11 protein-coding genes are annotated in these 12,483 nt (G+C 64.8%); 3 read left to right on the forward strand and 8 right to left on the reverse strand.

Features of this window, described 5'->3' with window-relative positions:
* Positions 1–264: 264 nt before the first annotated feature.
* Together CAG22_RS26685 and CAG22_RS26690 are read right to left on the reverse strand one after the other, a co-directional pair.
* Entirely contained in the window at positions 265–642 is a 378-nt protein-coding gene (locus CAG22_RS26685; protein WP_085617482.1) for a RidA family protein, read from the reverse strand.
* 12 nt (positions 643–654) lie between these two features.
* Positions 655–1,791, reverse strand: coding sequence for an FAD-binding oxidoreductase (locus CAG22_RS26690; RefSeq protein WP_075044521.1), 1,137 nt, complete (start codon positions 1,789–1,791; stop codon positions 655–657).
* A gap of 114 nt (positions 1,792–1,905) precedes the next feature.
* On the opposite strand from CAG22_RS26690, the gene CAG22_RS26695 reads away from it, so the two are divergent.
* Together CAG22_RS26695 and CAG22_RS26700 are read left to right on the forward strand one after the other, a co-directional pair.
* The gene (locus CAG22_RS26695; RefSeq protein ID WP_075044520.1) at positions 1,906–2,499 is read left to right on the forward strand and encodes a helix-turn-helix domain-containing protein; all 594 of its coding nucleotides are present in this window, start codon (positions 1,906–1,908) and stop codon (positions 2,497–2,499) included.
* Positions 2,500–2,726: 227 nt separating this feature from the next.
* Positions 2,727–3,512: a sulfite exporter TauE/SafE family protein gene (locus CAG22_RS26700; RefSeq protein ID WP_013971855.1), complete on the forward strand. Its 786-nt coding sequence runs from the start codon at positions 2,727–2,729 to the stop codon at positions 3,510–3,512.
* A gap of 3 nt (positions 3,513–3,515) precedes the next feature.
* On the opposite strand, the gene CAG22_RS26705 is transcribed toward CAG22_RS26700, so the two are convergent.
* From CAG22_RS26705 to CAG22_RS26725, 5 genes are all read right to left on the reverse strand, one after another.
* Entirely contained in the window at positions 3,516–4,055 is a 540-nt protein-coding gene (locus CAG22_RS26705; RefSeq protein WP_085706513.1) for a histidine phosphatase family protein, read from the reverse strand.
* 99 nt (positions 4,056–4,154) lie between these two features.
* Positions 4,155–4,487, reverse strand: coding sequence for a DUF3325 domain-containing protein (locus CAG22_RS26710; RefSeq protein ID WP_085706514.1), 333 nt, complete (start codon positions 4,485–4,487; stop codon positions 4,155–4,157).
* The gene (locus CAG22_RS26715) at positions 4,484–5,998 is read right to left on the reverse strand and encodes a PepSY domain-containing protein (RefSeq protein WP_085693427.1); all 1,515 of its coding nucleotides are present in this window, start codon (positions 5,996–5,998) and stop codon (positions 4,484–4,486) included. The genes CAG22_RS26710 and CAG22_RS26715 overlap by 4 nt, the downstream gene beginning before the upstream one ends.
* A complete protein-coding gene (locus CAG22_RS26720; protein WP_075044517.1) occupies positions 5,995–6,282 on the reverse strand; it encodes an iron transporter in 288 nt (95 codons plus the stop codon). The genes CAG22_RS26715 and CAG22_RS26720 overlap by 4 nt, the downstream gene beginning before the upstream one ends.
* Before the next feature lie 204 nt (positions 6,283–6,486).
* Positions 6,487–8,721: a TonB-dependent siderophore receptor gene (locus tag CAG22_RS26725; protein WP_085706515.1), complete on the reverse strand. Its 2,235-nt coding sequence runs from the start codon at positions 8,719–8,721 to the stop codon at positions 6,487–6,489.
* A 299-nt stretch (positions 8,722–9,020) separates the two neighbouring features.
* On the opposite strand from CAG22_RS26725, the gene CAG22_RS26730 reads away from it, so the two are divergent.
* On the forward strand, positions 9,021–10,250 hold the full coding sequence (locus CAG22_RS26730; RefSeq protein WP_085706516.1) for an MFS transporter: 1,230 nt from the start codon (positions 9,021–9,023) through the stop codon (positions 10,248–10,250).
* Here CAG22_RS26730 and CAG22_RS26735 read toward each other — a convergent pair.
* On the reverse strand, positions 10,247–12,055 hold the full coding sequence (locus tag CAG22_RS26735) for an ABC transporter ATP-binding protein/permease (protein ID WP_085706517.1): 1,809 nt from the start codon (positions 12,053–12,055) through the stop codon (positions 10,247–10,249). The genes CAG22_RS26730 and CAG22_RS26735 overlap by 4 nt on opposite strands.
* Between the last annotated feature and the right edge of the window lie 428 nt (positions 12,056–12,483).

Raw genomic sequence — 12,483 nt, forward strand, 5'->3', positions numbered from 1 at the left:
CTCTGCGGCCCTTTCGCGACACAAGGCCGCCCCCACGATCACGCCGACAAACGCGCCGGCAATCTTCAGCTGCTCTTGCATGTGAACCTCTGGATTTATTGTTGTTGTCTCACTGCCACCACATCGCTTTTGTGGGAGCGGCCTTGTGTCGCGAAAGGGCCGCAGAGCGGCCCCCGGCGATCTGTGCAGCAATGCAGAAATCCTGGGGCCGCTCCGCGCCCCTATCGCGACACAAGGCCGCTCCCACATGGGCGATTTGTTCGGTCAAAAATCTCCGACAAACGCCTGCACTTCGATCTCCACATCCACCCCCAGCGCCAATGCCGAGGCCACGGTCGAGCGCACCGGCAGCGCTGCGCCGAAGAACTCCTTGTACACCTCGTTGAAGCCGGCGAAGTGGCTCATGTCCGACAGCCACACCGTGGCCTTGACCACCTGGTCGAAACGCGCGCCGCAGGCCGCCAGGCTTTCGCCGATGCGCTCGCAGGCGGCGCGGGTCTGGGCCTGGATGTCACCGCGCACCACTTCGCCTCCGGCACTCATCGGCACCTGGCCGGACAGGAACAGGAAGCCGCCGGCTTTTACCGCACGGGAGAACGGGAACGGCAGGCTGCTGGGGAAACGCTGGATATCATTGCTCATGGGATGCTCCTTTCAGGATTGCTGGAAACGGGCCGGGGACAGGCGCTCGGGCGCCACCCCCTGGCTGACAAGGCCAGGACACAGGGGCTGGCCCAGCAGCAGGTCGGCAGCCAGGCGCGAGGCGCCCGCAGCCGACTGGATGCCATAGCCACCTTGTGCCGCCAGCCAGAAGAACGCTGGCGCGTGCACATCGAAACCGATCACCAGGTCGCCGTCGGCAACGAACGAGCGCAGCCCGGCCCAGGTGTGGCTCGGCCGGCGGATCGCCAGGGTCGTCATGGCCTCGATGTTGTAGATGCCCAAAGCCACGTCGAGCTCCTCGGGCGCGGCGTCCTGGGGTTCGACCGGGTCGGCATTGGCCGGCGAACCCAGCAGCTGGCCGGCGTCGGGCTTGAAGTAGAAGCTTTCGTCTACGCCGATTACCGCCGGCCAGCGGGCGAAGTCCTGGTCTGCCGGGCCGGGGAAAGTGAAGGCACTGCGCCGGCAGGGTTGCAGGCCGATACGCGCCACGCCGCACTGCTCGGCCACACGGTCGGCCCAGGCGCCAGCGGCATTGACCAGCTGGCGCGCCTGTATGCGGCTGCCATCGCCCAGCTGCACCTGCCACAGGTCATCCAGGTACCAGGCCTGGACAAGCTCGGCGTTGCAGCGCAGTTCGCCGCCAGCGGCGCGATAGCCGCGCAAGAAGCCCTGGTGCAGGGCATGTACGTCCAGGTCCATGGCCCCCGCCTCGAGCACCGCGCCGGCCAGGTTCTCGCCACGCAGGCTCGGCACCAGGGCCAGGGCGGCGTCGCGGTCGAGCAGGCTGACCTCAGTGCCGTTGGCCAGGTTCTGCGCATGGGTCTGCTCGAGCAGAGTGCGCTGTTCCAGGCTGGCGACGTACAGGCAGCCACGCGGTTCCAGCAGCGGGTGCTCGCAGAAACCCTGCGGTGGTGCTTCGTAGAAGGCCCGGCTGGCGCGGGTCAACGCCTGGATCTGCGGGGTGCCGTAGGCCTCCATGAACATGGCTGCCGAACGCCCGGTGGAATGGTAGCCAGGCTGTGCCTCGCGCTCGAGCAGCAGCACCTTCTGCTGGCCGGCCAGGCGATAGCCCAGAGATGCACCGGCAATGCCGGCGCCGATGATCAGGGTGTCGTAGATCGGGGTCATGCACGCTCCTGCCAGGCTAATTATCATTTATGAGAATTCTAATATATGAGAATTTACGAATACGCAAGGGTCCAAGGTAAGATGCCCGACCAACGCCGCATGCCGAGACCCCGAATGCCCGCTGCCCTACCCCTGCTGGACCGTGCCGTAGTCGGCCAGCGCCTGCGCCAGGTGCGCAAGGCGCGCCAGATGACCCTCAAGCAATTGTCCGAAGCCAGCGGCGTACCGCTGTCCACCTTGTCGAAGATGGAACTGGCGCAGGTCTCGGTCAGCTACGAAAAACTGGCCGCTGCCGCCCGGGCGCTGAATGTCGACATTGCCCAGCTGTTGCGCGCCAGCGGCACGGTCACGGCACCGGCACCGGTGACCGTGGTGGTCGATTCACTGCCGGCGGCGGCGGGCTACTCGACCGGCACCTATGACTACCACCCGATCGCCGGCGACTTCCCCGAACGGCGCATGACACCCGCCTATGCCCGCATCATTGCCCGTGAACGCGGCCAGTTCGACGATTTTATCCGCCACCCCGGGCAAGAGTTCGCGTTGGTGCTGAGCGGGCGCGTTCGTATCGAGTTCGAAACCGGCGAAGCGGTGAGCATCGGGCCGCAGGAGACGGCGTATTTCGACAGCCAGGTGGGGCATATCTACCTGTCGGAAAGTGACGATGGCGCAGATGCGCATGTGATGGTGGTGATGACCGATCGCTGACTCGGTGCTGCCTGCCAGGGCCCTATCGCCGGCAAGCCGGCTCCCACACCGACCGCATCAACCTCAGGGCCTGTGCAGTACCTGTGGGAGCTGGCTTGCCGGCGATAGGGCCCTGGCAGGCAAGCCCCCGGTTATAACCTAATAACGAACAAGTCTATTTGGCTATAAAAAAATCTATATGCTGGGCTGCATCCGATAACGGGCAAAGTTGGGCAGTCGAGTAGCGTATGGATGTAGGTTCTTTCGGTTTCACCATTGCGGGCCTGGTCGTGGGTTTCATCGTCGGAATGACCGGCGTCGGTGGCGGCTCGCTGATGACCCCGATCCTGTTGTGGTTTGGCATCAGCCCGGCAACAGCCGTCGGCACCGACCTGCTCTACGCCGCCATCACCAAGGCCAGTGGCGTCTGGGTGCATGCGCGCAACAAGAACGTCGACTGGAAGATCACCGGCCTGCTCAGCCTGGGCAGCGTGCCCGCTGCGGCGCTGACCCTGTGGTTCCTCAGCACCCTGCACACCGACACCTCGGCGCTCAACGCCGTCATCAAGCAAGGCTTGGCGGTGGTGCTGATCCTGACCGCGCTGGCCATCCTGTTCAAATCGCGCCTGCAGGCCTTCGCCAGCCGCCATGCTGGTGACCACTACCACCTCAGCGACCGCAGCCTGAACACCCTTACCGTGCTCACCGGCGTGGTGCTGGGGGTGATGGTCACCCTCACTTCCATCGGCGCCGGCGCACTGGGTACCGTGGCGCTGTTCCTGCTGTACCCGTTCCTGGTCACCCGCCGCCTGGTCGGTACCGAAATCGCCCACGCCGTGCCACTTACCCTGGTGGCGGGCCTGGGCCATGCCGGCATGGGCAACATGGACTGGTCGCTGCTGGGCTACCTGCTGCTGGGCTCGCTGCCAGGCATCTACCTGGGCAGCCACCTCACCGGGCGGATTTCCGACCGCGTGCTGCGTCCGTGCCTGGCGGCGATGCTGCTGCTGATCGGCTACAAGCTGGCGTTCTGACCTTCAGCCCAGGCGCAGGCGCCACTGCCCGGTAAAGCTCAGCTCCAGGCGCGACAGCGGCAACACGTCGACCCGCTGACTGGCGCTCATCGGGCAGCCAAGTACGTGCACCAGCGCGGCGCGCATGACCATCGGGTGGGTAACCGCCACCCATTCACCCGGCCTGTCGAAGGCCCCCAACCAGGCGGCGATGCGCTGGCAAAGCACGGCGAACGACTCGCCGCCGTGCACATCACTGGCCGGGGCCTGCAGCCATTCGGCCATCGCCTGCGGTTGCTCGGCCTGCAATTGCTTCAGCGTCAGCCCTTGCCAACGCCCCAGGTCGCAATCGGCCAAGGCCGGCTCGACCTGCACCGGCCCCGAAAACCGCGCCGCCGTCTCACAGGCTCGCCGCTCTGGTGCAGTCAGCACCGGCACACCGGAAAGGTCGGCGAAAGGCTGCTGGCCCAACGGCAGGATGCCATCGTCGGCACGGTGCAGTCGCCCGGTCTTCTGGGCATGGGTAAGGGCGTGGCAGATCAGGGTCAGGCGGACGGCTTTCACCGGGTTTCTCTCGCAGCGGGTCGGGGCGCAAGGTTTAACATGCCTTGGCACTTTTTACCGCAACAACCTGGCACCGGCTGCGCCGACGATGGGGCCTGGTCAGATCATCAGCAGCATCAATCCCCAAACCGGCACCGCTGCCACCAACCCCACCGCCAGCCGCGGCCAGTATGGCAGCAGCAATACCAGCACCATCCCCGCCAGCGACATCACGGCAAACCAGGCCACCGGCCCCATGGCCCAGCCCCAGGCCTGGGCACACAGCACCAGACTGGCCAGCAACGCCAGCCAGCCGGCCGCGCGCAAGCCGACACGCAGCACCCGCGGGCAGGTGCGGTTCCATACCTGCTTGTAATGCCGCTCCAGCCCCTGGCACAGCCCCAGCATGCCAGCGTAGGCGAACAACACGCTGCCCATGACCCACATCATCATGCCCCGGCCTCCATCCGCCGCCCTGCCCTGGCCTTCTGCGGCACCCACTGCGCCTGCCATACGCGCCAGGCCAGCAGCCCGAGCAATACACCCAACACCAGGGCACAGGCCACCACCCCCAGGCGCATGGCGTCGCCCAAGCCACCCAACGCACCCAGGCCAATGCACAGCAACGCGGTCAGCAGCAGTTGCTCGACCCAGGCCCGGCGTACCGGCCTGATACCGGCATGCAACAGCGCCAGCAGCCATACACCAAAGAACGCACGAACCTCCCAGCTCTCCCGCTGCGCCAGTTCCACCGGCAGCACACGGCTGGCCCACAGCAACCCCACGCACGCCAACAACAGGCCACTGACGAAGCCCACGTTGCACACCTCCGCCACCCGGTACCAACGCCGCACCGAAGCCTCCGCGCTGGTGTACTTGCGCCCACGCTTCACGCAGAACAGCACCAGCCCGCTGGCGATCATCAGGCAACTGACCAGCCCGCAGACAAAATACAGCCAGCGCATCGGGTAGCCGCCAAACTGGGCGAAATGCAGGCCGGCCATGACCCGCTGGGTCAATGGCGCCGCGCGCCATTCGGCGACGTCGCCGAGCAACTGCCCGCTGACACCATCGAAGACCATGGCCTGGCCCTTGGCCAAGGCAATGCGGTTGCCCAGCCCGGGGCGTATTTCGATACGCGCCGCCGCCGTGTTGGGATTGCGGATATTCAGGCCACCAATCGGCCCCAGGCGCGCCTCGGCCTGGGCCAGCAATGGCGCGACATCGACCAGCGCGGCCGGTTGCCTGGCCAGGCCACGAGGCTGCTCCAGGCGGGCATTGCCCTGGGCCTGGAAGTAGGCACGGTTGTCGCCGGCGAACAGCGCATCGACACCGGCCGGGATGTAGATGAGCATGAAGATCACCAGGCCGGTGTAGGTGATCATCAGGTGGAACGGCAGCAACAGCACCGCGCTGGCGTTGTGGAAATCCAGCCACGAGCGCTGGCCCTTGTTCGGCCGGAAGGTGAAAAACTCCTTGAAGATCTTCTTGTGGATGACGATACCGGTGACCAGCGCCGCGAGCATCACCAGCGCCAGCGCGCCGACCACGAAGATGCCCCAGTTGCGTGGCAGGTCGAGGGTGAAATGGAAGCGGAAAAAGAAGTTGCCACCAACACTGTCCCGCACCTCGATGGCCTCGCCAGTGCGCGGGTCGAGCTGCACGGTGGGGCCATGGCGACGCTCGCCGGTGGACACGCGCAACCCGGGCGAGCGCTCGCTCGGCAGGCTGATGCCCCAGTTGCCAGCCTGCGGCTCGTGGGCCTGCAGGTAGGCAATGGCGCGCCGCGCGGCGTCGGCCTGGGGTACCTCGGTGGCCGGGATTTCCGGTTGCATCCAGTGGTCGAGTTCCTTGTCGAATACCGCCAGGGTGCCGGTGACGAAGATGGCGAACAGCAGCCAGCCGAAAATCAGCCCGGCCCAGGTGTGCAGCCAGGCCATCGATTGGGTGAAGGTGTTCTTCATGCCAGCCACTCCAGTGCCTGCGGCCAGAAGCCGATCAGGGCAAGCGGTACGGCCACAGCCAGCGGGGCCCAGGCACGCAGGGCATCGCTGCAGGCGAAGGCCCAGAGGATGGCGGCGGTGTAGAAGATGAAGGCCGGCAGGGTCGCGACGATGACCGCATCGGCGGCAGCCAGCGGCAGGATGCGGGCCAGGCAGGCGCTGGCGGCGTAGCTGAGGGCATAGCCGCCGAGCAGTGCGGCACAGCTGCGGGAGAGGATCTGCAGCCAGGCGGGGGCTTTGATCATCGGGGGCTCCTTGGCGTTGATCGGTGGCATCCGGGGCTGCTTTGCAGCCCATTCGCCGGCAAGCCAGCTCCCACAGGGATTGCACAGGGTTCGAATACTGTGTGGTACCAGTGGGAGCAACTGTCTTGCTCAAATTCCAAACGTTGGCGCGATCCCTGTGGGAGCTGGCTTGCCGGCGAATGGGCCGCGCAGCGGCCCCTTGGATCAGAAGTTGATGTTCAGCGCAGCGAACACCGCCCTGCCCGGCTGGTTATAGGTATTGGCGCCCGAAGTACTGGCGTTGCCGCCACGCAGGATCTGCTTGTCGAACACGTTGTTCACCCCCACCCGCACGTCGTAGTTGGCGTTGAACTTGTAACCAGCGCTCACGTCCACCAGGCCGTAGGCTTCCACGTCCTGTTGCGCGGTCTTGTCGTAGCCTTGCTGGGTGCGTTCGTTGAAGGTCGGCGACTTCTGCTTGCCGAAGTAGGTACCCGCCACCTGGAACGACAGCTTCTCGGTGGCGCGCCAGTCGAGGGTGGTGTTGACGGTGTATTCCGGGATCACCGACAGCGGCTCGCCGGTCTCGCGGTTGTCGTTGTCGAGCATCCAGGTCAGGTTGGTGTTCCAGTCCAGGGCCGGGGTCAGCTCGATGAACAGGTTGCCTTCGATACCTTCCACCCGCGCCTTGCCGGCGTTGTCCCACTGGGTCACGCGGCTGCCGGTGCCGATGGTGTACAGCACATCGGTATCACCGACGATCTTGTTCTTGTAGTCGTTGCGAAAGTACGTGGCACTGGTGCGCCAGGTACCACGGTCGTACATCAGGCCGATTTCCTTGTTGACGCTGATCTCGGGCTTGAGGTCGGCGTTGCCCTGCAGGTAGCAGCCACCGTTGTTGGTCTGCTGCACGCTGCAACCATTGCCGCGGCTGTACAGCAGGTAGTTGGGGTTGGACTGGTACAGGTTCGGGGTCTTGTAGGCGCGCGCGATACCGCCTTTGACCGACAGTGCTTCGGTCAGCTTGTGCGACAGGTTCAGGCTGGGGCTGAAGTTGTCGCCGAAGGTTTCGTGGTGGTCGAAACGCAGGCCCGGGGTAATGGTGGTGTCGCCGACAATGATGTTGTCCTCGACGAACAGCGCATAGCTGCGGGCGGTCATCTTCGAGCTGCTGCGGTCGAAACCGACCAACCCGTCGTTACCGGTAGGGTCCGAGCTTTGCGGGCGCAGCGAGCCCTGGTCATTGAGCGCTTCGTACAGGTACTCGCCGCCCAGGGTCAGCACATGTTCGGTGCTGCCCATGGCGAATGGCAGGTTCACTTCGCTGCTCAGGCGCGTGTTGCGCAGGCGCGACATGGCGGCGCCTTCGGCATTGGGGGCACCTTCGGTACGGCCTGCCAGGCCCTCGTTGAGGCGCCAGTTGCGCACGTACTCGTAGGCCAGCACGGTCTTGCTGGTACCCCAGGTGAAATCGCCCAGGTGGGTCAGGTCGTAGGTACTGCGCTGCATCACATTGGTTTCGTGGCCATACAGGCTGGACACGAACTCGACGTCACCACCGCCGTTGCTGTTCATTGTGTCGCCGGCAAAGATATTGCCCTGGCGGCTGTAGCCGGCACTGGCCTCGAGGCGGTGCTCGTCGTTCAGCTTCCAGCTCAGCAGGCCATTGATGTCCTTGTTGCGTACGCCTTCGCGACCCGCCACCAGCGCACTGGTGGCATGCCCGGCATTGATATCCAGGTCGTCGGCATCGGTCTTGGCCAGGCCGCCGTACAGGCGGAAGCCGAGGTTGTCGGTCAGGCCGCCGCCCAGGTTGAAGTTGGCCCGGCGGCTGGCGCCCTCGGCGCTGTCTTCCGGCAGCTGGGTATACAGGCTGACGCTGCCCTTGAGTTCGTCGGTGGGCCGTTTGGTGATGATGTTGACCACCCCGCCCATGGCGCCGGAACCGTAACGTGCGGCCGCCGGGCCACGCAGGATCTCGATGCGCTCGACCGCTTCTGCCGGTACCCAGTTGGTTTCGCCGCGGGTATCGCGGTCGCCGTTCCAGCCATAGCGCACGGCGTTGCGTGCGCTGGATGGCTTGCCGTCGATGAGGATCAGGGTATTTTCCGGGCCCATGCCGCGCAGGTCGATCTGCCGGTTGTTGCCACGCGCGCCGCTGGCGCTGTTGCCGGTCAGGTTGACCCCGGGCTCGCGGCGGATGATGTCTGACAGGTCATTGGCCGGCGGATGGCGCTTGATGTCTTCGGCGGTGATGATCGACGTACCCAGGGCCTGGCGTGCCTCGCGCTCGGCGGTGACCAGGGTGTCCTGGATCACCAGCGCGCTGTCGGCAACCGGCATCTCCAGCACCTCACCCGTACGCTGTTCTTCGGCCTGGGCCGCGGTGGCCACCATGGCCGGTGACGCCAGCGCGACGAACGCCAGGGCCAGGCTGTTGGGTGAAGTCTTGCACTGCATGGGTACATCTCCTGCGATTCATGAGCGAAACGGCACATCCCTGTCGGAAACCGGGAGCCCTCGCCCACCGGCCTCGCAAACACAGTTTGGTGGCCAACAGGGATGGTAAATATAGAGATTCGCAAATGAGTTTAAATCTTATTTACGAAGTTTACATGTTTGTAACGGAACTTTGCTGACACGACAGCGTTGCCGACGCAGCCCGGCTATTCGCGCTGTTGCTTGCATACACCTGTCCGATTTGCATCCTGCGTGACGGCTCCTACAGTTTCGAACGTAGCCCTCTGCCGAGCCTCCTGATGCGCAGCCACGAAGAAAGCGACGCCACGAACACCACCAGGTCCCTGTCGAAGATCCCTCGCAGTGTCTGGGCGCTGGGCTTCGTGTCGATGTTCATGGACATTTCCTCGGAAATGATTCACGCCCTGCTGCCGCTGTACATGGTCACCGTGCTTGGTACCTCGGTAGTGGCGGTGGGCTTTATCGAAGGTATCGCCGAGGCGACCGCCTCGATCACCAAGGTGTTTTCCGGCGCCCTCAGCGACCGGCTGGGTAAACGCAAGTTGCTTACAGTGCTGGGCTATGGCCTGGGTGCGTTGACCAAGCCGGTGTTCCCCATGGCCTCCGGGCTGGAGTGGTTGACCGCGGCACGCTTCGTCGACCGGGTAGGCAAAGGCATTCGTGGGGCGCCGCGCGATGCGCTGGTGGCCGACGTTACGCCCGCAGAACTGCGTGGTGCAGCCTTCGGCCTGCGCCAGGCGCTGGATACCGTGGGCGCCTTCCTTGGGCCGTTGCTGGCGATCGTGCTGATGTGGCTGACCGCGAGCCATTTCCAGACGGTGTTCTGGGTGGCGGTGCTCCCGGCGTTCGTGGCGGTGTACATCCTCATCGCCTTCGTGCGCGAACCTGAAACGCCGGCCACCACCCGCCCGGTGCGCTCACCGCTGGCCCTGCACGAGCTGGCCCGCCTGGGCGCGGCCTACTGGCGGCTGATCGGCCTGGCCACGCTGTTCACCCTCGCCCGCTTCAGCGAGGCGTTTCTGCTGCTGCGCGCCCAGGACATGGGCCTGGCGCCGCTGTGGGCGCCGGCAGTGCTGGTGCTCATGGCCCTGGCCTACTCGCTGTCGGCCTACCCCGCGGGGGTGCTGTCGGACCGCGTAGGCCGCCGCGGCGTGCTGATGACCGGGCTGGGGCTGCTGGTCGCCGCCGACCTGCTGCTGGCCCTGCTGCCGGGCTGGACCGGGCTGGCCATGGGGGTGGCTGCCTGGGGCCTGCACCTGGGCTTCAGCCAAGGCATCTTTGCCGCCATGATCGCCGACAGCGCTCCCGCCGAACTGCGCGGTACAGCCTTCGGCCTGTTCAACCTGCTGACCGGCGTGGCGCTGCTGGTGGCCAGCGTGGTGGCCGGGCTGCTGTGGGACGGGGTCGGCTTCAAGGCGACATTCCTGCTTGGCGCAGCGTGTGCCGGCAGCACCCTGGTCGGGGTCGCATTGCTCAGGTCAGGCCCGATCACCGGCAAGCCGCACTAGGCCAGCGCTGGCTGCTGTTCCAGCAGCGACCAGCCGCCATGCCCATCCACCTCCAGCCGATGGGTATGGAAACCTGCCAGCGTGCTGCGGTGCCCGACACTGACCAGCAAGGCCCCCGGCATTTCCGTGCGCAACAGTGAATACAGGGCATGCTCGAGCCCTTCGTCCATGGCCGAAGTGGACTCGTCGAGAAACACCACCTGCGGCCGGTTGAACAGCACCCGGGCAAATGCCAGGCGCTGCTGCTCACCGACCGAGAGAATGTGTGACCAGTCACAGCTGACGTCCAGTCGCTCGGCCAGGTGGGCCAGGTTGACCTGGCGCAAGGCCTGCTGCATCCGCGTTTCATCCTCAGGCTTGCTGGCCGCCGGGTAGGCGATGACGGCGCGCAGATCACCCAGCGGCAGGTACGGCCGCTGCGACAGGAACAGCGCCTGGTGGCCCAGCGGGCGCCTGACCTCACCCTCTGCATACGGCCAGAGGCCCGCCAGCGCTCGCAGCAGCGTGGTTTTGCCGCTGCCCGACGGCCCCTTGATCAACAGTGCCTGGCCGGCGTGCAGGTCAAGGTCCAGGTCGGTGATAAGGGCATGCCCGTCCGGGCGCAGCACCTGCAGGCGGCTGATCGCCAAGGCATGCTCCTGGTCCTCGGTGATGACGCGCGGCAAAGCGCTCGCCTGCTCGTTGGCATCGAGGAAGCCGGTCAGACGGTCGAGGGTAGCCCGGTACTGGGCAAACGCATCATACGACTCGCGGAAGAATGACAACGAATCCTGCACCTGGCCAAAGGCCTGGGAGGTCTGCATGACGTCGCCCAGCTTGATCGCCCCGCTGAAGAAGCGCGGTGCCTGCAGAATGAACGGGAACACCACTGCTACCTGGCTCACGCCCAGGTTGAAACCACTGAATTTCAGGTTTCGGAACACCAGCGCCCAGGCATTCACGATCAAGGCACCAAAGCGGCCCAGCAAGGTGCCCCGCTCGACCTGCGCGCCCTGGTAGAAAGCGATGTTCTCGGCGTTCTCGCGCAGGCGCATCAGCGCGTAACGGAAGTTGGCGGTGAGCTTTTCGTTGAGGAAGTTCAGGCGGATCAGCGGTCGCCCGAGGCGGAAGGCGATCCATGTGGCGACGATGACATACAGGTACACGGCAAACACCATCGCCCGGGGAATCTCCACACCAGCGACGGCCAGCGGCGCCGACAGCCCCCAGAGGATGCCGGTGAATGCCACCAGCGAAACCAGCGCGCTGACCGCGCCCAGGGCGAGGGTCACCGAGTTGCTGACAAAGGCGTTGACGTCCAGTTCGATACGCTGGTCAGGGTTGTCCACCGGCTCGGCAAGGAACTGGCCACGGTAGTAGGCATCGCCGTGCATCCAGTCGTGGGTCAGGCGCTCGGTCAGCCAGACCCGCCACTGGATGCTGAACGCCTGGCTTACATAGAAGGTGAACAGCGAACGCAGCACATGGATGGTGGCCAATACCGCGAAGACGCCGAGCAGGTACCAGAAGGCTGCTTGGTCAAGGCCTTGCAAGGCGCTGTAGAAGCCGTTGTACCAGAACGAGAACAGCACGTTCAGGCGCACCGAGAATAGCGTCAATACCAGCAGCAGGGCGAACACCAGTAACGGCCGCCAACTGCGCCTGAAACTGAAATAGGGCCCGGCAAGCTGCCAGAACTGGCTGCCCCAGCGCGTACAACGTACGGCCAGTGTGGCGGCTGCCGTGAAGCAGACAAGGGTGATGAACGAGGCGATTGCCAGCCAGCTCAGGCTCTCTTGCAGGGCCTGGTGCCAGTTCATTTCCATGTTGGGTATCCGTGCTGAGTATTTCCGCGAGCGTAGCATTGACCTGTGATTCGTCAGGCATAAATGACGCACATTTCATGATTGCTTTTCGGAGCTACGCGGGGCCCTGTGGGAGCAACTGTCTTGCTCAAATTCTAAAAGTTGGCGCGATCCCCTGTGGGAGCGGCCTTGTGTCGCGAAAGGGCTGCAAAGCAGCCCCAGCAATTTCAACTGTTGCGCATCAATCCTGGGGCCGCTTTGCGGCCCTTTCGCGACACAAGGCCGCTCCCACAGGGGCTGCGTATGCCGGGAATTTTTGCACCACAAAGACAAAACCCCTACCTGCATGCGCAGATAGGGGTTTTGCGAAATGAATCTTGACGATGACCTACTCTCACATGGGGAAACCCCACACTACCATCGGCGATGCATCGTTTCACTGCTGAGTT

Source organism: Pseudomonas sp. B8(2017), assembly GCF_002113575.1.
In the GTDB taxonomy this organism is placed as follows: Bacteria; Pseudomonadota; Gammaproteobacteria; order Pseudomonadales; family Pseudomonadaceae; genus Aquipseudomonas; species Aquipseudomonas putida_Z.